General features: G+C 72.8%; 15 protein-coding genes. 8 read left to right on the forward strand and 7 right to left on the reverse strand.

Annotation, left to right across the window (positions count from 1 at the left end; genetic code table 11):
- From AB0F52_RS36880 to AB0F52_RS36905, 6 genes are read left to right on the forward strand one after another with little or no spacing between them, the layout of a single operon-like run.
- On the forward strand, positions 1 to 345 hold the full coding sequence (locus tag AB0F52_RS36880) for a type VII secretion target (protein ID WP_360180960.1): 345 nt from the start codon (positions 1 to 3) through the stop codon (positions 343 to 345).
- Positions 342 to 887 (forward strand): YbaB/EbfC family nucleoid-associated protein, encoded by a 546-nt coding sequence (locus AB0F52_RS36885; protein WP_360180962.1) that lies wholly within the window; start codon positions 342 to 344, stop codon positions 885 to 887. The genes AB0F52_RS36880 and AB0F52_RS36885 overlap by 4 nt, the downstream gene beginning before the upstream one ends.
- Positions 881 to 5,791, forward strand: a complete 4,911-nt coding sequence (locus tag AB0F52_RS36890; protein WP_360180964.1) for an RHS repeat-associated core domain-containing protein — start codon at positions 881 to 883, stop codon at positions 5,789 to 5,791. The genes AB0F52_RS36885 and AB0F52_RS36890 overlap by 7 nt, the downstream gene beginning before the upstream one ends.
- 3 nt (positions 5,792 to 5,794) lie before the next feature.
- The gene (locus AB0F52_RS36895; protein WP_360180966.1) at positions 5,795 to 6,271 is read left to right on the forward strand and encodes a hypothetical protein; all 477 of its coding nucleotides are present in this window, start codon (positions 5,795 to 5,797) and stop codon (positions 6,269 to 6,271) included.
- A gap of 53 nt (positions 6,272 to 6,324) precedes the next feature.
- Complete coding sequence (locus AB0F52_RS36900) at positions 6,325 to 6,867, forward strand: GNAT family protein (protein WP_360180968.1); 543 nt, start codon at positions 6,325 to 6,327, stop codon at positions 6,865 to 6,867.
- Positions 6,864 to 8,171: an MFS transporter gene (locus tag AB0F52_RS36905; RefSeq protein ID WP_360180970.1), complete on the forward strand. Its 1,308-nt coding sequence runs from the start codon at positions 6,864 to 6,866 to the stop codon at positions 8,169 to 8,171. The genes AB0F52_RS36900 and AB0F52_RS36905 overlap by 4 nt, the downstream gene beginning before the upstream one ends.
- Here AB0F52_RS36905 and AB0F52_RS36910 read toward each other — a convergent pair.
- Both AB0F52_RS36910 and AB0F52_RS36915 read right to left on the reverse strand, forming a co-directional pair.
- Positions 8,129 to 9,361 (reverse strand): SGNH/GDSL hydrolase family protein, encoded by a 1,233-nt coding sequence (locus tag AB0F52_RS36910; RefSeq protein WP_360180972.1) that lies wholly within the window; start codon positions 9,359 to 9,361, stop codon positions 8,129 to 8,131. The genes AB0F52_RS36905 and AB0F52_RS36910 overlap by 43 nt on opposite strands.
- Before the next feature lie 447 nt (positions 9,362 to 9,808).
- Positions 9,809 to 10,075 (reverse strand): hypothetical protein, encoded by a 267-nt coding sequence (locus tag AB0F52_RS36915; protein WP_360180974.1) that lies wholly within the window; start codon positions 10,073 to 10,075, stop codon positions 9,809 to 9,811.
- Between the two features lie 238 nt (positions 10,076 to 10,313).
- On the opposite strand from AB0F52_RS36915, the gene AB0F52_RS36920 reads away from it, so the two are divergent.
- The gene (locus AB0F52_RS36920; protein WP_360180976.1) at positions 10,314 to 12,665 is read left to right on the forward strand and encodes an alpha-L-fucosidase; all 2,352 of its coding nucleotides are present in this window, start codon (positions 10,314 to 10,316) and stop codon (positions 12,663 to 12,665) included.
- 39 nt (positions 12,666 to 12,704) lie between these two features.
- Here AB0F52_RS36920 and AB0F52_RS36925 read toward each other — a convergent pair whose 3' ends face one another.
- From AB0F52_RS36925 to AB0F52_RS36940, 4 genes are all read right to left on the reverse strand, one after another.
- Positions 12,705 to 14,678 carry a UvrD-helicase domain-containing protein gene (locus AB0F52_RS36925; protein WP_360180978.1) on the reverse strand — a complete coding sequence of 658 codons (1,974 nt, stop codon included), beginning with the start codon at positions 14,676 to 14,678 and terminating at the stop codon, positions 12,705 to 12,707.
- Positions 14,679 to 14,746: 68 nt separating this feature from the next.
- Positions 14,747 to 15,931, reverse strand: coding sequence for a 4-hydroxybenzoate 3-monooxygenase (locus AB0F52_RS36930; protein WP_360180980.1), 1,185 nt, complete (start codon positions 15,929 to 15,931; stop codon positions 14,747 to 14,749).
- 33 nt (positions 15,932 to 15,964) lie between these two features.
- The gene (locus AB0F52_RS36935; protein WP_360180982.1) at positions 15,965 to 17,458 is read right to left on the reverse strand and encodes a glycosyltransferase family 39 protein; all 1,494 of its coding nucleotides are present in this window, start codon (positions 17,456 to 17,458) and stop codon (positions 15,965 to 15,967) included.
- Between the two features lie 39 nt (positions 17,459 to 17,497).
- Complete coding sequence (locus AB0F52_RS36940; protein WP_360180984.1) at positions 17,498 to 18,826, reverse strand: diaminopimelate decarboxylase; 1,329 nt, start codon at positions 18,824 to 18,826, stop codon at positions 17,498 to 17,500.
- A gap of 82 nt (positions 18,827 to 18,908) precedes the next feature.
- Between AB0F52_RS36940 and AB0F52_RS36945 the strand changes: the two genes are divergently transcribed.
- On the forward strand, positions 18,909 to 19,787 hold the full coding sequence (locus tag AB0F52_RS36945) for a LysR family transcriptional regulator (RefSeq protein WP_360180986.1): 879 nt from the start codon (positions 18,909 to 18,911) through the stop codon (positions 19,785 to 19,787).
- Here AB0F52_RS36945 and AB0F52_RS36950 read toward each other — a convergent pair.
- Positions 19,784 to 20,338 carry a hypothetical protein gene (locus AB0F52_RS36950; RefSeq protein ID WP_360180988.1) on the reverse strand — a complete coding sequence of 185 codons (555 nt, stop codon included), beginning with the start codon at positions 20,336 to 20,338 and terminating at the stop codon, positions 19,784 to 19,786. The genes AB0F52_RS36945 and AB0F52_RS36950 overlap by 4 nt on opposite strands.
- Between the last annotated feature and the right edge of the window lie 11 nt (positions 20,339 to 20,349).

Raw genomic sequence — 20,349 nt, forward strand, 5'->3', positions numbered from 1 at the left:
ATGACGGCCCCCGGCTTCGAGGTCGAACCGGATGACCTGGTCGCGCACGCGAGTCACGTCGAGAGCCTGGTGGACCGGCTCAACACGGCGAGCTCGGCGGCGGACACGGCGATGTCGGACCACGCCTACGGACTGCTGTGCGCGTTTCTCCCGCCGATCATCCGGCCGACGGGTGAGGAGGCGAAGGACGCGCTGACGGCGTCGATCGAAGGCGTGCGCGGGCTGGCCGACAACGTCACGTCGGCCGCGAAGTCCTATCGCGAAGGCGAAGAGGGCAACGCGCAGCCGTTCGAGCGTCAGCTCGCGTCGTCTTCGCGCACGGTGGAAGAGAAGGTGCGGTCATGACGGGGCCCCACGGGCTGGGGGACCTGATGCGGGACCCCGACGAGACGATCCGCCGGATGGACGACTGGGCGGCCGGGTTCGCGGCGAAGGCCGAGCGCTACCAGGCGGCCCAGGAGGAGACCGAACGGCTGCGGCTGACCGCGACCAGCTCCGACGGGGCGGTCAGCGTGACCGTCGGCGCGGACGGCACGGTCACCGACCTGACGTTCTCGAACAAGGTCAAGTCGTTCCCCCTGGAAGAGCTGTCGCGGCAGATCCTGACGACGATGCGCCGGGCGCAGTCCGGGATCGCCGACCGCGTCGCCGGCGTGATGGCCGAGCGGCTCGGCGACGAGGACCCCGAGACCCGCGGCGCGCTGCTCGACTCCCTGCGCGGCCGGTTCCCGGACCCGGACGAACCGGACGAGCAGCCGCCTGTCCCGCCCGCTCCCGTGCCACCGGTCCCGTCGGGCGGCGCGGCCGCCCCGCCCGCCCCCGGAACCCCGCCGACGCCGCCGCGGCGGCCCGCCACCGCCGACGATGAGGACAACAATCCGTGGTGAATCCGCTGGTGGCGGAGACGAAGGATTCCACGAAGGCGTATTCGGGCATTTCGCTGCTGGAGTCGGCGAACGACCTGAAGTCGGCCATCGAGAGCGGGGACTGGGCGTCGGTGGCGCTCGGGGCCGTCGGGACGGCGCTGGACGCGTTGTCGATGGCGATGGACCCGTTCGGCGCGATTCTCGCCGCCGGGGTCGGCTGGCTCATGGAACACGTCGGCCCGCTCAAGGAAGCCCTGAACGGCCTCACCGGCAACGCCGACGAGATCGCCGCGCAATCCGAGACGTGGAAGAACGTTGCCGCCGAGCTGGGCAGCATCGGCGAGGACCTGACCGGGATGGTCAAGGCCGACACCGTGTCCTGGACCGGTGCCGCCGCGGACACCTACCGGCAGCGCGCCCAGGACACCGTGACGTTGCTGGAGACGGCGCAGAAGGGCTGTGAAGGCGCGTCCAGCGGGGTGAAGACCGCGGGCGAGGTCGTCGCCGCGGTGCGCGCGCTGGTGCGGGACATCATCGCGGAGCTGGTCGGGCACCTGATCAGCTGGGCGCTGCAGGTGCTGTTCACCCTCGGCATCGGGATGACGTGGGTTGTGCCGCAGGTGATCAATGCGGTGGCGAAGACGGCGTCGAAGATCGCGGACCTGGTGAAGCGGCTGGTGACGGCGCTGAAGGCGCTGATTCCGCTCCTCAAGCGAGCCGGTGATCTGTTCGCGGATGCGGCGAAGGCGTTGCGGAAGATCAAGCCGGGCAAGGCCGCGCCGCCGCCGAAGCACGCCGACATCAAGGGCGGTCCGAAGGACATCGGTGGCCCCAAGGGCAAGGGTGACCCGGACGGACCGCCCCCGAAGACCGACCCACCACCCAAGGGCGGCGACAGCACCAGCGCGGCGGGCGCGAAGGGCGACCCGCCGCCCAAGACCGATCCACCGCCGAAGACCGATCCGCCGCCGGCGTCGAAGGGCCCCGACGACAACCCGGCCCCCGGCGGCTCGACCACGCCCTCGGGCGCGGGCAAGGGCGACGGCGGCAAAGGCGGGGGCTCGTCGAACAAGCCGGACAACCCGCGCGACCGCGGCGTCGGCCCGGACGACCGCGTCTGCAAGTCCGACCCGGTCGACGTCGCGAACGGCGACGTCGTGCTGGAGCAGCGCGACCTCGAGCTGCCGGATCCCCTCCCGCTCGTGCTCGACCGCACGCACGTCTCGTCCTACCGGGCCGGGCTGTGGTTCGGTCCGACGTGGACGTCCACTGTGGACCAGCGGCTCGAGCTCGACGACGAGCACGTCTGCTACTTCTCCGCCGACGGCCTGATCCTGGTGTACCCGCACGCCGAGCCCGGCGTCCCGGTGCTGCCGCTGGAAGGACCGCGGCGGCCGCTGACCCGCACGCCGAGCGGCTACACGCTGCACGACCCCCTGGCCCGGCGCACGCTCACCTTCGCGCCGCTGCCCGGCCGCGGCGGCGCGCTGCAGCCGCTGCAGCAGGTCGAAGACGCCGGCGGCGCCGTGCTTTCGTGTGCCTACACGCCGTCCGGTGAACCGTCGCGCCTGACGCACTCGGCGGGCTACGAGGTGGCGCTCACCACCGACCGCGGCCGCGTGGTCGCGGTGGACGTCGTCGACGGCGACACCGGCTACCGCGTCCGCGCCGTGCGCTACGACTACGACGCACGCGGGCGGCTCGTCGCCGTGGTCGACTCGTCGGACACCCCGGTCCGGTTCGAATACGACGACGCCGGCCGGATCACCGGCTGGCACGACCGCAACGGCGTCTGGTACCGCTACGTCTACGACGCGGCCGGGCGCTGCGTGGTCACCGTCGGGGACGGCGGTTTCCTCGACGGCCGGTTCGCCTACGACCCGGCTCAGCGCGTCACGAGGTTCACCGACTCGCTCGGTCACACCAGCGAACACCACTTCAACGAGCTGGGCCAGCTCGTGCGCGATGTCGACCCGCTCGGCGCGGTCACCGCGTACACCTGGGACCGCTACGACCGCATGCTGAGCCGGACCGACCCGCTCGGCCACACGACGCTGTTCGAGCACGGCGAAGCCGGCGAGCTGCGGGCGGTCGTGCGGCCCGACGGCAGCCGCGTCGCCCTCACCCGGCACCTCGACGGCGCCCTCGACATCGCGGTCGAGGCCGGCGGCCGCGTCTGGCGGCGCCACTACCCGGCCGGCAGCGCACCCGATCCGTACACCACGCTGCCCGGCATCGCCGACGGTTCCGCCGAAGAAGCACCGGGCACGGACGAGCCGGGCACCGCGGCGGCCACCGCCGCCGAGCTGCGCGAGCGCGGGGCCGGCACCGACCTGTTCGGCCGCCCGAAGGCCGTCGTCGACGCCGCCGGCGGCCGGTCCGCGCTGCGCTGGAGCGTCGAAGGTAAGCTGCTGGCCCGGACCACGCCGTCCGGCGCCCAGGAGGTCTGGCGCTACGACCGGCAGGGCAACGAACTCGGCCACACCGGCCTGCTCGGCCAGGCCGAAGCCCGCGAGTACGGCCCGTTCGACCTGCTGACCGCGGTGACCGATCCGACCGGCGCGCGCACGGTGTACACCTACGACACCGAGCTGCGGCCGGTCGCGGTGACCAACCCGGCCGGGCTGACCTGGCACTACACCTACGACCCGGCCGGGCGCCTCGCCGCCGAGTCCGACTTCGACGGCCGGGTGACCCGCTACACCCACGACGCCGCGGGACGGCTCGTGCGGTCGGAGTCCGGCGGCCTGGTCGTCGAGTACGCCTACGACGTGCTCGGCAACGTCATCTCGCGCCGCACGGCCGACGAGCTCACGACGTTCGCGCACGATCCGGTCGGCCGGCTCGCCGGCGCGGCGAACGCCGAGTCCCGGGTGGACATCGAGCGCGACGACCAGGGCCGCGTGCTCGCCCACACCGTCGACGGCCGGACCGTCTCCTTCGGCTACGACGACGAAAACCACCTCGTGCACCGTCGCACACCGTCCGGAGTGGACAGCCTGTGGCGGTTCGACCCGGACGGCGTCCCGGTGGCGCTGGAGACGGCCGGCCAGTCGATCCGCTTCGGGCACGAGGGCGGCGCCGAAACCCGGCGCGTCTTCGGCGACGTCGTGCTCGAACAGGCCTACGCGGGGGAGCGCCTCACCGGCCAGGCCGTGACGGTCGCCGGGCGGCGCGTGCATGCCCGCGGCTACGACTACCGGCCCGACGGCGAGCTCACCGGCGTCGACGACGACGTGACCGGCCCGGTGCGCTACCAGCTCGACGCCGCCGGCCGGGTCACCGCGGTCACCGGCCCGAACCGCGCCGAGCACTACCGCTACGACGGCGCGGGCAACATCACCGGCACCGCGCGGGAACGCCGCTTCTACACGGGCACCCGGCTGACCGCATCCGACAGTGCCAATCACCAGAGCGCCAATCACCAGAGCGCCAATCACCAGAGCGCCGATCACCAGCGGGCAGCCTACGAGTACGACGCCCACGGCAGGCTCGTGTCCCGCCGCGACGCCTCGGGCGCGGTCTGGCACTACACGTGGAGCGCCCTCGGCCGGCTCACCGGCGTCGTCACGCCGGACGGCAGCCAGTGGCGCTACCGGTACGACCCGCTCGGCCGGCGGACCGCGAAGCAGCGGATCGCCGCGGGCCCGGGCGGTGCCCCGGTGGTGGCCGAGCAGGTGCTGTTCGCCTGGGACGGCACCACCCTCGTCGAGGAGCAGGCCGGCTCCCGGGTCACCACCTGGGAGTACCACCCGGACGACGGGAAGCCCTTGGCGCAGCTGGCTTCCGGCCGGCTGGCCACGGTCGTCACCGACCAGGTGGGCACGCCGATCGAGCTGGTCGACGCGGCCGGCACGCTGCTGTGGCGCGGCCAGGCGGACCTGTGGGGCGCGCCGGTGACACCTCAAGAGCCGGCGGACCCGGCCGGCACGCCGCTGCGGTTCCCCGGCCAGTACCGCGACGCGGAAACCGGGCTGCACTACAACGTCTACCGCTACTACGACCCGGCGACCGGGCGGTACCTGAGCCCGGATCCGCTGGGTCTCGAGCCCGCCCCGAACCCGGTCGCCTACGTGGCGAACCCGCTCCTCGCGGCCGACCCGCTGGGGCTCACGCCGACGGTGTCCCCGTGCGGGAAGGTCAGCGACAAGGCGCCCCCGAAGCGCCAGCGGTCCGAGGACGACTCGACGAACGCGTCCGGCTCCGGCTCGAACAAGAAGCCGAAGACCGGCCAGGACTTCAAGCCCGGGGACATCGTCAACGACGACCTCAAGGACCCGGCGATCGACAAGTACAAGAACTTCCCGAAGGACGACCCGAACAACCCGCTCGGCAGGCGCCTGAAGGACTCCGAGGGCAAGACGAAGGTCAAGCGGTCCGAGGACGTCGGCGAAGCCGGTGCCCACGACTACCTGAAGAAGGTCACCGGCAAGGACGACCTCGACATGATCACGCCGACGAAGGCCAACCCGCTGCCGGCGGGCAAGTACGGCACCAAGCCGGGCGAGCCGTGGCCGAACGCGGTCGCCTTCAACGGCAACAACGTCGCCGACGTCGCCTACTGGGACGGCAAGACCATGCACGTCGTCGAGGCGAAGGGCAACGGGTCGACGCTGACCGGCGGCCCGATGCACGGCCGCGTGCAGAAGTTCGACCCGGACACCGGCGCCCCGGTGCCCCCCGCGAACCGGCCCAACGAACACCGGATGGACCAGGGCAGCACGGAATACCTCAAGGACGTCGCCGCGAACATGAAGAACAGCAAGCCGGAGAACGCGACCTACGACGGCCGGGGCGAGGTCGGGACCTCGATCTGGAACGCCATCCACAACGGCCATCCGCCGGTCAAGTACGTTCCGGTCAACACGACGGTCGGCCCGGACGGCAAGGCGGTCGTCAAGGTGACGCCGGGGTACGGGGAGTAGCGCATGGGTTACGAGCTGGTCTTCCGCGCCGCGTCGGCGGCCGAGTTCCGGGCGCGGGTGGCCGCCGACCCGGTGGTGGCGGCGTTCCGCGACGCGGGTGGCGGCGAACCCACGCCGGAGGTGGCCGACACCGTCGCGCGCACGGCGCTGGCGATGGGCGAGGAGGCCGGCCGCACCGGGCACACCTCCGCGGGCGGCGACCGGTTCCGGGAGGAGCTGTTCGACGACGTGCTCGCCGGGCTGCTGGGCGCCGACGTGGCGGACCACCTGCTCTCGCGCAACCTCGAGGGGATCGTCTGGACCGACTACCCGATGGTCGGGTTCGTGCTCGCCGACGAGCTCGCCGAAGCCCTCGCGAAGGCGGGGGGCGACCGGCCCGGCGACCTGGACGAGGACGACGCCGAGGTGGTCGACGCGGTGCTCACCGCCCTGCGCAAGGTGGCCGATGCCGGGCAGGACGTCATCACGGTGTACGCCTGAGCGGTCCGTTCGGGGTCTCGACAGCGGGCGCCCGGGCGGGCGACACTGGGCCGATGACCGGCCTGATCACCGGAAGCCGTGTCCGGCTGCGGCCAGCTGCCGCCCCGGACGCCGCCCGGTTCGAGGAGATCCTGTCGCACCCCGAAGTCGCCCGCTGGTGGGCCGACGCCGAGGAGCCGGTGGCCGCCCAGGTGTCCTATCTGCTGGACCCCGACGAAGGCACCACGACCTACGCCATCGAACACGATGACGACGTAATCGGCATCGAACTGGCCTTCGAGGAGGCCGATCCGCAGTACCGCCACGCCGGGATCGACATCGCGGTGCACCCGGACTTCCAGGGCCGCGGCCTGGGCGCGGACGCCATCCGCGCGCTGGCCGGGTACCTGTTCACGGAGCGGGGGCACCACCGGCTGGTGATCGACCCCGCGGCCGGCAACGAGGCGGCGATCCGGCTCTACCGGTCGCTGGGCTTCCGCCCGGTCGGCACGATGCGGTCCTACGAGCGCGGTCCGGACGGCAACTGGCACGACGGGTTGCTGATGGACCTGCTCGTGGACGACCTGGTCCCGGCAGCCGCACTAGCCGGCTCGTGAGCGGCCGCGCGGTCTCGGCCCGGCCCTTGCGGCGGGTCGCCGTGGCGAGCGCGGTGGGGACCACCATCGAGTGGTACGACTACTTCATCTACAGCACGGCGACGGCGCTCGTGTTCGGCAAGCTGTTCTTCACGACGCTGTCGCCCGCTTCCGGGACCCTGGCCGCGTTCGCGACGCTCGGGGTCGGGTTCCTGGCCCGCCCGGTCGGCGGGATCCTCTGGGGCCACTTCGGCGACCGCGTGGGCCGCAAGGCGATGCTGGTGCTGTCCCTGCTGCTGATGGGCGTGGCCACCGTCGGCGTCGGGCTGCTGCCGACGTACTCCGCGATCGGGGTCTGGGCGCCCGTCCTGCTGCTCGTCCTGCGGCTGCTGCAGGGGCTGAGCGCGGGCGGCGAATGGGGCGGCGCGGCGCTGATGGCGGTCGAGCACGCGCCCGAGGACCGCCGCGGCCGGTACGGCGCGTTCTCGCAGATCGGCGTCCCGGCCGGGTTGATCCTGGCGCAGCTGATGTTCTTCGTCCTCGGCCGCACGCTGACCGACGCGCAGTTCGCCGCGTGGGGCTGGCGGGTGCCGTTCCTGGCGAGCATCGTGCTCGTCGGCATCGGCCTGGTGATCCGGCTGCGGATCGAGGAAAGCCCGGTGTTCTCGCGGTTGCGGGAGGCGGAGGAGCGCAGCAGCCGGCCGATGGTCGACGTGCTGCGCGAGCGGCCGCGGGCGCTGCTGGTGGCGTCCGGCAGCTTCATCGCCAACACCGCCATCGGCTACATCTTCCTGGCGTACCTGCTGTCCTACGGCACCTCGGTGCTCAAGATCGACCGCACCACCCTGCTCGTCGTCGTCATCGTCGGCAGCGTGACGTGGCTGGTCAGCATCCTCGTCGCCGCCGCGTGGTCCGATCGCGTGGGCCGCAAACCGGTGTACCTGGCCGGATCGGTGCTCCTGGTGGTCTGGCCGATCCCGTTCTTCCTGCTCGTGGACACGCGCGCGACGGTGTGGCTGCTCGTGGCGGTGATCGTGCTCAACATCGGTCTCGGTGCCACCTACGGACCGCAGTCGGCGTTGTTCGCGGAGCTGTTCGAGCCGCGTTACCGCTACAGCGGCGCTTCGTTCTCATACGCCGTGGGCGCGGTGCTGGGCGGCGCCTTCGCGCCGTCGATCGCGGTGTCGCTGCAGGCGGCCACCGGCACTTCGCTTTCGGTGTCGCTCTACCTCGTGGCGGTGGCGGTGGCGAGCCTGGTCGCGGTGCTGTTCATCCCGCGCGATCAGAGCCGGTCGAGCCGGACGGCGGCGGCCATCCGCTCGTAGCCCGCGTCGCCCGGGTGGAGGTGGTCGCCGGAGTCGTAGGCCGGGAGCAGCCGGAGGGGGTCGGCCGGGTCGCGGAGCGCCGCGTCGAAGTCGATGACGGCGTCGAAGACCCCGCCGGTGCGGATGAACGCGTTCACCGCCTGGCGGGTCGCTTCGAAGGTGTCGTCGTAGACCCGCCAGCCCTTGAACGGCGTGAGCGTGCCGCCGAGCACCCGGATACCGCGGGCGTGCGCCTGGGTGACCAGCTGGCGGTACGCCGAGGTGATCGCGGCCGGGTCGGTCTGGTGCGGCTCCTGCTGGATGTCGTTGATGCCCTCCAGCACGATGAGCGCCCGCACGTCGCCGACGCTCAGGACGTCCCGGTCGAAGCGGGAGAGCGCGTTCTGGCCGGCGCTGGAGCCGGGCACGTCGAGCAGCAGCCGGTTGGCGCTGATGCCGGCGTTGAGCACGCCGTAGCGGCCGTGCAGCCGGTCGGCGAGGTAGTCCGGCCAGCGGTGGTTGGCGCCGGTGGCCGAGCCGTATCCGTCGGTGATCGAGTCGCCCAGTGTCACGATCGAGGCGCGTGCGTTCGAGCCGGGGTGCCCACCCTGGACGTCGACGCCGGTGACGTAGTGCCACACCGAAGTCTGCTCGGTGTACGGGGCGCCGGACTCGCTGGCCGCGAAGTCGCCGTTGCGCGTGAAGTACGACGTCTGCATCGCGAGCGGATGATAGGTCACCGGCCCGGACTTCGCCGGCACGTACGTCGTCACGAGCAGATTGGCGTCGGCCGGGACCCGGAGGTCGGCCGGATCGCTCACGACCTCGGCGCCGGCCGGCACCACGACGCTCGCGGCGCCGCCGAAGGCCAGCGACCGCAGGGTGCCCGGCACGGCGTCCGGTCCGGTGCGCTGGACCGCGATGGTGACGTGGCCGAAGGTCAGGGGAGCGGCACCGAAGGCGTTCGACAGGTGGACGCGGGTGCGGTCGCCGCCGGCACTGGTGTGCACGACGTTGCGGATCGAGTAGCCGGGGTAGCCGTCCGGGGTGTTCGCCACGCCGGCCGCGGGCGCCGTGGCCCACGTACCGGCCCAGCCGCCGGCCTGCTCGGCGAGCAGCGGGGCAGCGCTTTCGGGGTTCGCGCTGCCGGACGTCGTGAGGAGGCCGATTCCCGCCAGCACGGCCGCGCTCACGGCCACGAAACGTCGCATGTCCCCACAGTTGCCCGTGATCCGCGGGAGCGGCGACCGCTGATCAGGTGACATTGGACAGTCGCGGTGGACAACAGTGCCGGTGGACAACAGTGCCGGTGGACAGAAGTGCCGGTGGACAACAGTGCCGGTGGACAGAAGCGGGGCCGGGGCGGGCCCGTCCGGGATTCTGGGGATGCCGGACGGGCCCGCGCGAGGTGGCCGTTGCCGCGACGGCCGCTCGCCGGGGTTACCCGGTCCCGATCGGGCGGAGGCTGGCCCGGATCGTTGCGTCGTGGTGACCCCGGAGGGCGTGTGCGAGACGCCCTCACCCCAAGCACGGCCGCCGGCCCGGCCCGGTTCAGCGCAGGCCGAAGGTTTCTCTTCCGTCCGGCACCGAAAAGCCGTGAAGGCCACCTCGGGGACGCTGTGTCCTGGAGGTGGCCTTCACGGCGTCGAGCGGGAGGCTCAAGCTGCGGCGGCGGGAAATCCGGTCAGGGCCCGGTGGCCCGCGTCGGTCAGTTCGGCGGGGGCCCACTGGCCGGGCGCGACGAGCCGGGTGGCCCTGACCAGCCCGGCGCGGGCGAGGTCGTGGGCGGTGTTCTGGTCGCAGCACGACAGGCCGTCCACGCGGAGGTCGGGTTCGCAGCTGCAGCGGATCTCGGCGCGCCCGTCGGCGATCGCCTTGAGCATGGCGATCGCGCGGCGGCTCAGCGCGTTCGGGTCGGTGGACATCGGTCTGGCCTTTCGGTGCGGCTGGCTTCTGGCGGCGAGGGCTGCAGCTCGTTACCTAGGGATACGCGGCGAACACGAGCACGGTTCACCACGATCAGGCCAGTTGGCCCCTTGACACGGCGGAGGCCAGCAAGCAGGCTCATTCATCGGATGAATCAGTTCCGCCAGCGCCAGATGAGCGTCATGAGGACGAACTCTGTCGAGATCCCGCCGTAGTCATCCGATCCCTGGAGGCTCAGTGCCGACCTTCCCCCGCCGCCAAGCTCTGGGCATCGCCCTGGGTGGTGCCGTCGCGCTCAGCGCGGCCGGCCGTACCCCCGCCGGCGCCGCCATCCCCGTGGACGCCGCCCCGGACCGCGCCGACACCCCGATCGTCCCGCCCCCGCCGCCGGTCCCGGTGGCCCTCGATCCCTGGTTCACCAACGATGGCATCGACAGCGCGTCGGCCACCGGCGGCGACTTCGACGGGTCCGGCTACACCTTCCCGGCCGAGCACCTGCCGGCCGGGCAGACCGTCACCGCCGGCGGCGTCCCGTTCAAGCTCGGTTCCGCGGCCGCCGGGGCGAAGAACAACATCGCCGCCACCGGGCAGCGGATCGACCTGCCGAAGGGCCGCTACTTCGTCGCGTACTTCCTGGTCGCCGGCAGCTACGGCGCGGCGGGCGGCCCGGCGACCGTGCACTACGCCGACGGCAGCACGAGCACCGGCTCCCTGTCCGGCCCCGACTGGTACACCGGCAGCGGCGCGCTCGTCTCGCCGTTCCGCTACGCGCCCGGCGGTGTCGTCGACAACAACCCGGTTTCCGTGGCCACCGGCCAGGTCTGGATCGACCCGGCCCGCGAAGCCGTCGCGCTGACCCTGCCCACGACGGCGAACCCCGCACCGAACGTCGCCAGCCTGCACGTCTTCGCGCTCACCCTCCAGCCGGTCGCGGTGGGCCGCTCGGCGCTGATCCTCGACGGCCGCTCGTCGGCGAACCTGCTGACCGACGGCGGGCCCCAGGCCGCCGAAGCGACCATCGTCAACGCCGGGACCGTGTGGCTCGGCGCGGGCGACCGGGTGAGCGTCACCGTCGACGTCCCCGGCGGCCGGACGGTCGTGCCCGCGACCGTCCGGGCACTCGCGCCGGGGGAACAGGCGACGGTCCGGCTCGGCCTCGCCCCCAACGCGTCCGTGCCGCCCGGCACCACCACGAACGGCCAGATCCGGGTCACCGCCGGCCGCGGCACGCTCGCCACGCAGCAGGTCCCGATCACCCTCGGCATCCCGGACTTCCGGCCGGCCGACGCGTCGCTCTCGACGCACCGCGCGCCCTACTGGTTCAACGACAGCAAGTTCGGCATCTTCATCCACTGGGGCGTGTACGCCGTGCCCGCGTGGGCGCCGGTGGGGCAGCAGTACGCGGAGTGGTACTGGCAGAACCAGCAGGACCCGAACGGCGCGACCTACGCCTACCACCGGCAGAAGTACGGCGAGAACTTCACCTACGACGACTTCATCCCGCTCTTCACCGCAGCGAAGTTCGACCCCCGCAGCTGGCTGAACCTCATCGCGGACGCGGGTGCGGAGTACTACGTCCTGACGTCCAAGCACCACGACGGTTTCGCGTTGTGGGACACGAAGGTCAGCGACCGCAACTCCGTCAAGCTCGGCCCGAAGCGCAACATCGTCAACGAACTCTTCACGGCGTCGCGGAAGTACACCCCGCAGCTGCGCAACGGCTTGTACTTCTCGCTGCCGGAATGGTTCAACCCCGACAACCCGTGGATGGGCCACGCGCCGCGCAACCCCTACACCGGCGCGTCGCTGCCCTACACCGGCTACACCGCGGGGAAGGACTTCGTCCGCGACTACCAGGCGCCGCAGGTGCTCGAGCTGATCTCCGAGTTCGACCCGGACGTGCTGTGGTTCGACATCGGCGGCGTCAACGACAGCCGAGCGGTGATCTCGGAGTACTTCAACCACGCGAAGAACCGCAAGCGCCCCAAGGACGTCACCTACAACGACCGCGGCGGCATCCCGGACCACGACTTCACGACGCCGGAGTACACGACGTACCCGAACACCGTGGTGGCGAAGTGGGAGGCGAGCCGGGGCCTCGACCCGTTCTCCTACGGCTACAACCGCGCGACCCCCGACGACCGGTACATGACGGCGGAGGAGGTGGTCCGGACGCTCGTCGACATCGTCTCGAAGAACGGCAACTTCCTGCTCGACATCGGCCCGGACTTCGACGGCACGATCCCGGACGTCATGCGGACGCACCTGCGGGACGCGGGCGCGTGGCTGAAGGTCAACGGCGAGGCGATCTACGGGACGACGTACTGGTCGAGGATGGCCCAGCTCGGCGACCTGCGGTTCACGGTCAAGCAGAACGAGGCGTTCTACGTGCACTCGCTGACCGCGCCGGGCAGCCGGGTGGTCGTCGACGCGCCGGTGCCGATCCGCAGCGGTGACCGGGTGACCATGCTCGGCTACCGCGGGAACCTGCACTGGACGGTCGAGAACGGTTCGCTGGTGATCGACGTCCCCGCCGCGGCCCGGCAGGCGGGCCGCTACACCTGGGTGTTCAAGATCGCCTGGAGCTGACGCTGTGTCATCCTAACGCTGTGTCACCCTAACGCTGTGTCATCCTGAAGATCGCCGTTCGGTCAGCGAACGCAGTTCCCGCGGGACCGGCCCGGGATGGACCACGCCCAGCCGCTGGGTGGCGCGCGTCATGGCCACGTAGAGGTCGTTGGGTCCGCACGGGCCGGCCGCGAGGACGGCGGCAGGGTCGGCGATCACGACCGAGTCGAACTCGAGGCCCTTCGCTTCGGCCGGGGTCAGCAGCACCACCTTGCCCGAGAGGTCCGGCGGCACCGGGAGCGACAGGGCGGCCGCCAGCTCGCGGGTCGCCACCGCGATGATCGCCAGCTGCCCCCCGGTGTGCTCGTCGACGAGTTCGGCGAGCACACCGGGCAGGTCGTCGGCGGCTCGGCGCCACGGTGGCTCTCCGCTCGCCCGCACCGATGTCGGCGCCCGCAACGCCGGGTGGTGGGCGGCGAGCAGCTTCGCCGCGGCCTCCATGATTTCCCGCGGGGTGCGGTAGCCGACGGTCAGCTCCGCGAGCCGGTGCGGCCGCGGGGCCCGTTCCCACGACGTGGCACCCGCCGCGCTCCCGGTCTGGGCCGGGTCCCCGACGACGGTCATGGACCGGGACGGGCACCGGCGCACCAGCATCCGCCAGTCCATTTCGGACAGTTCCTGGGCTTCGTCGACCACCACGTGCCCGAACACCGGCACGCTCTCGCCGACCAGCGCGGCGGCTTCGTCCAGCAACGGGATGTCCGCGGCGCTCCACGGTCCCTCGACCACCTCCGCCGGGGTCAACGGCGGCCACAGCCCGTCGAGCACGTCCCGGACGCCGGCGTCGCCGAGCAGGGCCGTCCGCAACGCTTCCCGATCCACCTCGTCCAGCAGCGTACGCGGGCTGTCGTCGTCGTCCGGGCCGAGCACGAGGCCCGCGGCGGCCAGCGCCCGCAGTTCGGCCTCGCCGAGGCGGCCGTCCGCACTGCCGCCGTCGAGCGCCTCGCCGGTCTCGGTGAACACCACCGCCTCCATCCGGGCGGCCAGTTCCCCGGTCAGCGTGGCGACGACCTCCCGGTGGAACACGTCCCGTGCCGGGTTGTGCGGCAGCCCGGTCTCCCTGGCCTTCCGCACGGCCCGGCGGAGCGTCGCCGGATCCAGCCGCAGGGCCTGCTGCTCGAATTCGACTACCATCGGCTCCTCGGGCACCCGGACGGTGGCCCGCACCGCCTCGGCCAGCCGGGACGCCATGTCCGCCCGGCCCTTGCGGGCGGCTTCCGCCGCCGAGTCCACCCGGGTGACCGCGACGCCGGGACGAAGATCGGGCACGGTCGCCGTCACCACCCGGTTCTCGCCGAGCCCGGGCAGCACCTGGCCGATGTAGTCGAGGAACACCCGGCTGGGGCCGATGACGAGCACGCCGCGGGTGCGCAGGTACTCGTGGGTGTACAGCAGGTAGGCGACCCGGTGCAGGGCGACGGCCGTCTTGCCCGTGCCCGGGCCGCCCTGCACGACGAGCACGCCCCGGGCGCCGTCCCGGATGATGCGGTCCTGCTCGGCCTGGAGTGTCGTGACGATGTCGCGCATGCGTCCGGTGCGCTCGGCCGTCACCGCGGCGAGCAACGCGGCGTCGCCGACCAGCCCGTCGCCCGGCCCGGCCGGGCCGAGCAGTTCGTCGTCCACGGCGACGACGGTCCGGCCACGGGTGGTGATCCGCCGCCGGCGCAGGACTTCGCCCGGCTCGGCGGCGGTCGCGGTGTAGAAGGGCCGGGCGGCGGGCGAGCGCCAGTCCACCAGCAGGGCCTTGTCCTTCTCGAACAGCCCGGCTCGTCCGATGTGGACACGCCGGCCGCCGGCCAGGTCCAGCCGGCCGAAGCACAGCCCGTCCTCGATCGCCGCGAGCCGCGCCACCTCGGCCCGCCACACGTCCGGAGAGTGACCGCGGGCAAGGGCGGCGGCCGCCTCCTCGCGCAACGCGTCGAGGCGGGCGTAAAGAACGTTCACGTGGTCCTGCTCCGCGGCGATTTCCGGCATGCCGGAGAGCGTGCCCGCAATCTCGCGGGAAGTGCAGTCTTGTTCTTCTTGACAGCGTCAGCCGCGCCTCAGAAGTCCGCGTTCTTGCCGATGTAGAGCTCCGCGAACGCCGCCGCGGCCGCGGGCGAACCGAGCAGGCGGCGCATCCGGGCCTCCGCGATGCGCGCCGCGAACGGGTTCTCGCCCGCGGCCGCGGTGTGGTGGAAGATGTCGGACAGCCACAGCGAAAACTCCTGGTACTGCCACACGAGCGGCAGGCACGCGGCGGAGTAGCCGGCCAGCGGCGCCGGATCGCCCGCGTAGTACGCCTCGAACGCGTCGGTGAGCAGGAAAGCGTCGTGCAGGGCGAGGTTCATGCCCTTCGCCGCGATCGGGGCGACCAGGTGCGCCGACTCGCCCGCGAGATGCAGCCGGCCGTGCGACATCGGCTCGACGACGTAGTTGTGCATGTCGAGGATCCGCTTCTCGAACAGCTTTCCCTCGATGATCTCGCCGCCGGGCACGGTCAGCCGCGCGTGCAGTTCCCGCCACACCCGCTCGTCGGGCCAGTCCGCCTCGGTCTCGCCGGGCGCGGTCTGCAGGTAGAACCGCGTCACCGCCGGCGTGCGCGCCATGTGCGCGGCGAACCCGCGTGGGTGGATGCCGAACAGCACGCCGTCGGCCGACGGGGGTGCCTCCGCGAGCAGCGCCAGCCAGCCGATTCCGTAGTCGTGGTGGGCTTTCACCGTCGATTCCGCCGGCAGGTAGCCCTGGCTGACGCCGCGGGCGCCGTCGCAGCCGGCCACGAAATCGCAGTCGATCCGGTGCTCGCCGCCGCCGGCCCGGAACGTGACGGCGGGGGAGTCCGACGTCAGGTCGTGCAGTTCGACGTCCGAGACCTCGAAGACCGCGTCACCGCCGGAGCCGGTGTAGTGCTCGACCAGATCGGTCACCAGAAGCTGTTGCGGGTACACGAAATGCCGCTGCCCGGTGACATCGCCGTAGCGGAAGACGTGCCGCTGCCCGGCGAACCGGAACTCGAACTCCTCGTGCCGCGGCGCCTTCGCGAGGAGCTGCTCGCCGAGGCCCCGCCGGGTGAGCCCGCGGACCGCCCACTCCTCGATGAACCCGGCCCGTGGCCGCTGTTCGATGAACGCCCGGCTCTGCGCCTCCAGCAGCACGCAGCCGATCCCCGCGCGCCGCAGGAGGTTCGCCACCGTGAGTCCGGCCGGGCCCGCCCCCACCACGGCCACCGCCGTGCGCCTCGCCACCATGCGCCCGAGGGTAGCGCGAACCGGACGAACCGCTCAGTAGTAGTGCCGCAGCTGGGGCCACGCCTGCGACCACGGCCGCGTCAGCGTGCACAGCGAAAGCACGACACCTTCTTCGTCGTTGTCGACGCCTTCGGCGTTGTGGTGCTTGGCGACTGCTCGGCAGCCGGTGATCAGCCTCGACGCAGGCGAGCCGGGCCGCACCCGGCCGATCAGCAGCACCGGGCCGACCAGCCGGTCCGGGGGTGGTCCCCAGTCCGCGTACGACATGTGCGGCGAATACGGCTGCGGCAGCCCGAATTCGGGGCCGTAGCGCTCGATCGCGCCGGCTTCGCCGTAGTTGCCGGCGAGGATGACCGCGGTGTCGCGCTCGGCGTCCGGGATCCGCCGCCACGCCCCCGCGACGCTGCCGGCGAAGCCCGGCCAGCCGACCTGCTCGCCCGGCTCCTTGTTCATCGCCAGCAGCGGGCCGTTCAGCGCCGACGCCGGCACGACCGGGAGTCCGACGAGGACGGACACGGCCACGCACACCGCGGCGGCCGCGCCGGTGAGCGCCCGCCGGAGGGTCCCGCCCCGGCCCAGCCACCGCAGCGCCGGTTCCGCGCCCAGCGCGACCAGCGGCAGCAGCAACGGCACCGAGTAGTACGGCTTCCCGCCGAGCACCAGGAGCTCGGCGCAGACCACCGGGTAGGCGATGGCCAGCGGGCGGGCCCAGCACAGGGCGGGGTCACGCCACGGCCGCACGAGCCCGGCGAGCCACACCGGCACCAGCAGCGGCGAAAGGAGGAGCAGCTGCATCGGCACGAACAGGAGGCGGTTCTCGGTGCCGTCGTCCTCGCTGATCCCGCCGGCCACGGTGAGCATCGGCCAGCCGTGCGACGCCTGCCAGAGCACGACCGGAGCCGCCAGGACGGCGGCGACCCCGATGCCGGCGGCGAGCCACCAGGTCCGCAGCACCCGGCGCGGCCCGGCGATGGCGACGCCGATGCCGAGCCCGGACAGCAGGAGCAGGACGAGCCACTTGTTCGCCAGGCCGAGACCCGCGGCGGCACCGGCGGCGAGCCACCACCGGCCGTCGCCGGTGCGCAGCAACCGCAGGCCGAAGAGCGCGATCAGCGACCACAGCAGCACGTCCGCGGAGTTGGTCGCCAGCATGTGCGACACGACCAGGACATAGGACGACAGCGCCGTCGCGATCGCGCTGAACAGCTGGACACCGCCGCCGCCGCCGAACTCACGGGCGATCAGCGCGACGACCACCACCGTCGCCATCCCGAGCAGGGTCGCGATCACCCGCAGGCCCGTGGGCGTTTCGCCGAACAACGCCGTCGACGCCCGGGCGAGCCACGGGGTGATCGGCGGGTTGTCGACGTACCCCCAGTCCGGCCGGCGGCCCGCGGCGACGAAGTACAGCTCGTCGCGGTGGAAGCCGTAGCGCCCGGAAAATGCCGTCAGCACGACGGCCTGGACGGCGACGACGATTCCGATTGGCAGCGCGGCGAACCGCGGCAAGTCCCGACCGACCCCCATCGCACTCCCCTCGGCGTGTGGAGGATCGTACGCCGGGGATCAGGCCGCCGGGAGCACTCCGAGGAATTCGCCGCCGGCGTCGGCGACCAGTTCGGCGAGGGTCTGCGCGCGGCGCAGCGGCGTGAACCGGACGTCACCGCGCGGCGACACGGTGAACCCGTACACGGCCGGGCGCGGCAGCGTGTTGTACGCGTAGTGCGCGCCGAAGTAGTACGCGCCGGTGTCGTGGGCGACGACGAGGTCGCCCGGTTCGAGCAGCGGCAGGGGCCGCTCGCGGGCGAGGAGGTCCCCGGCGAAACACAGGGGCCCGGCGATGTCCTGCGGTACCTCGGGTCCGGTCTTCGGCGTGCCGGTCGTGTCGAACGCGCCGATCCGCAGCGGCCAGTGCTCCGGCTGGAGCACCGTGCGCGCCGCCACCTGCGCACCCGCGTGCGTCACGGCGATGTGCCGTCCGCCGGCGACCTTCGTGTACTCCACCGTGCTCACGAGGAAGCCGCTCTTCGCCAGCAGGGACCGGCCGAACTCGGTGACGAACGCGTAGCGCCCGTCGGCCAGGGCCGGGACCCGGGCCAGCAGCGTCGCGACGTAGCCGGCGTAGGTCGGGCCGGGTTCTTCGGAGGTGAAGTCCACCGGCAGGCCGCCGCCGAGGTCGAGGCTGGTGACCTGCCGGTACCCGGCTTCGGCGTTGATCTCTTCGGCGAGTTCGTGCACCGCCGCGACGCCGTCGGCCATCAGCTCCGGCGGGCAGCCCTGCGAGCCGACGTGGACGTGCAGCCGGGTCAGCCACGGCCGGTGCGCGAACGACTCGAGCAGCAGCCCCCGGTTTCCGGGGTCCCGCAACGGAATGCCGAACTTCGACGCCGCCGTGGCGGTGCTCGTGTCGCCGATCCGGCCGGCCCCGACCTGCGGGTTGATCCGCAGGCCCAGCACCGACCGCGGCGGCGTCGCGCCGACCAGTGCGTCGAGCCGGGCGAGCTCCTGGAAGTTGTCGGCGTTGACCGCCGTGCCCTCGGCCAGCGCGTGGGCGAGCTCGGCGGTCGTCTTGGCGGGGGAGTCGAGCACCAGCCGCTGGCCGCGCAGGCCCGCCGCTTCCGCGACCGCCGTCTCGCCCGGGCTCGCGACCTCGGCGTCGATCCCGAGGTCGCCCAGGAAGCGCAGGAGGGGCGCCAGGCCGCACGCCTTGGCGGCGACCGTGTGCTGGATCCGGCCGAGAGGTGCGAACGCCTTCGTCAGGTCTTCGGCGGCTTCCCGGACGGCGGCCAGGTCGACGAACCCGGCCATCGGGGCGGTGAGCCGCCGGTCCGCCGCGGCGGCGAGGGCGAGCAGCTTGCGGTCGGTGCGGGTCAGGGGCGCGCTGGTCGTGGTCACGGGATCCAGGACAGCAGCAGGCGGGGCGGGGCGTCCAAGACTTCGTCCCGATCAAATCATAGGAGGACCTTATAATCGCTGGGTGGACCTGCGCCGATGGCACTACTTCGCCGTGCTCGCCGAGGAAATGCACTTCACGAAGGCAGCCGCCCGGCTGTTCGTGTCCCAGCCGTCGCTGAGCCAGCAGATCCGCGCCTTCGAGGCGGAGCTGGGGGTCGCGCTGCTCGACCGCACGGGCCCGCGCTTCGCGTTGACCGACGCCGGGCGGGTGGCCGCCGCCGAGGCCCGCGACCTGCTCGATCGGCTGGACCGGGCCCGGGGCGCGATCACCGCGGCCGGCCGCGGCGACGCCGGGCGGCTGCGGATCGCCTACACGCGCTCGGCGCCCGGCCCGCTGGCCGGCGACCTGGTCGCGGCGTACCGCGAGCGGCACCCGGACGTCGAACTCGCCCTGGAAACCGGCTGGACCAGCCTGAACCTCGCCCGGCTGGCGGCGGGCGAGATCGACGTCGGCTTCGTGCGGCCGCCGGTCACCGTGCCGGGCATCGAGGTCGCCGTGGTCGGGTCCGAGGAGGTCCTGCTCGCGCTGCCGTCCGGGCACCCGCTCGCCCATCGCCGCGGCCGGGTCCGGCGAGCCGCGATCGCCGCCGAGCCGGTGGTGTTCTGGCCGCGGGAGAACGGCCCCGGCCAGTACGACGCGATCAGCGGCCAGATCTGGCCCGGTGGGCTGCCGCCGATCGTCCGCGAAGAACCGGAGGACGAGCAGCTCATGCGCGCGGTCGCCGAAGGGGCGGGCCTCGCGGCGGTCCCGGAACACCGGGCCCGGGCGCTGCGGCGCCGCGGGGTGGTGCTGCGGCGGCTCGAAGACCCGCCCCCGAGGATCGACCTGGGCCTGGCCTGGCGGGCCGGCTCGGCGTCCCCGGTGGTGCGGGCCTTCGTCGCGCTCGCTTCGGCCGGCTAGTTCCCGCCGAGCGCCCTGCGCACCGCCGAGACGACGTCGGGGTGGCCGAGCGGCAGCGGTGGCGGCACGCGGTCTTCCGGGCTCATGGTGCTCGACGCGACCACCCGCACCTCCGTACCCGTCTCGAGCAGCTTGGCGACCACGTCGTCGTGTTCGGCCAGCCAGGCGTCATTGGCCTGGAGGGCGTCGTCGGAGGCCAGGAACGCGTCCGAGGCCGGGTCGACCAGCAGCAGGTGCGTCGCCGCACCCGGGTGCCGCTCGACGAGCTGCAGCGCCTCCGCCGCGAACGGGCCGCTCGCCACCACGGCGATCTCGGGATCGTGCGGGCCGGCGTCGCCGAGGAGGTCGTCGGCTTCGGTCAGCGCGCCGCCGGCCGGCATGCGGCACCAGAACACGGCGCGCTCTTCCGCCAGCGGCCGCCAGGTCGCGGGCAGCTCGTCGTGCTTCGCGGCGCCCGCCGGGTCGAGGACGATCACCTTGGCGCCCGACGGGTCCCCGGCGGTCACCACGGCGGGGCCTTCGGAGCGGACGGGTTCGGGTTCGGCGGGCATGAGCGTTCCTT

Origin of the sequence: Amycolatopsis sp. NPDC024027 (assembly GCF_040638975.1) — a bacterium.
In the GTDB taxonomy this organism is placed as follows: Bacteria; Actinomycetota; Actinomycetes; order Mycobacteriales; family Pseudonocardiaceae; genus Amycolatopsis.

Bases quoted from the DNA above. Each gene is read 5' to 3' on its own strand.
- AB0F52_RS36880 (WP_360180960.1), top strand. From the start codon at position 1: ATGACGGCCCCCGGCTTCGAGGTCGAACCGGATGACCTGGTCGCGCAC.
- AB0F52_RS36885 (WP_360180962.1), top strand. From the start codon at position 342: ATGACGGGGCCCCACGGGCTGGGGGACCTGATGCGGGACCCCGACGAG.
- AB0F52_RS36895 (WP_360180966.1), top strand. From the start codon at position 5,795: ATGGGTTACGAGCTGGTCTTCCGCGCCGCGTCGGCGGCCGAGTTCCGG.
- AB0F52_RS36900 (WP_360180968.1), top strand. From the start codon at position 6,325: ATGACCGGCCTGATCACCGGAAGCCGTGTCCGGCTGCGGCCAGCTGCC.
- AB0F52_RS36910 (WP_360180972.1), bottom strand. From the start codon at position 9,361: ATGCGACGTTTCGTGGCCGTGAGCGCGGCCGTGCTGGCGGGAATCGGC.
- AB0F52_RS36915 (WP_360180974.1), bottom strand. From the start codon at position 10,075: ATGTCCACCGACCCGAACGCGCTGAGCCGCCGCGCGATCGCCATGCTC.
- AB0F52_RS36925 (WP_360180978.1), bottom strand. From the start codon at position 14,678: ATGCCGGAAATCGCCGCGGAGCAGGACCACGTGAACGTTCTTTACGCC.
- AB0F52_RS36930 (WP_360180980.1), bottom strand. From the start codon at position 15,931: ATGGTGGCGAGGCGCACGGCGGTGGCCGTGGTGGGGGCGGGCCCGGCC.
- AB0F52_RS36935 (WP_360180982.1), bottom strand. From the start codon at position 17,458: ATGGGGGTCGGTCGGGACTTGCCGCGGTTCGCCGCGCTGCCAATCGGA.
- AB0F52_RS36950 (WP_360180988.1), bottom strand. From the start codon at position 20,338: ATGCCCGCCGAACCCGAACCCGTCCGCTCCGAAGGCCCCGCCGTGGTG.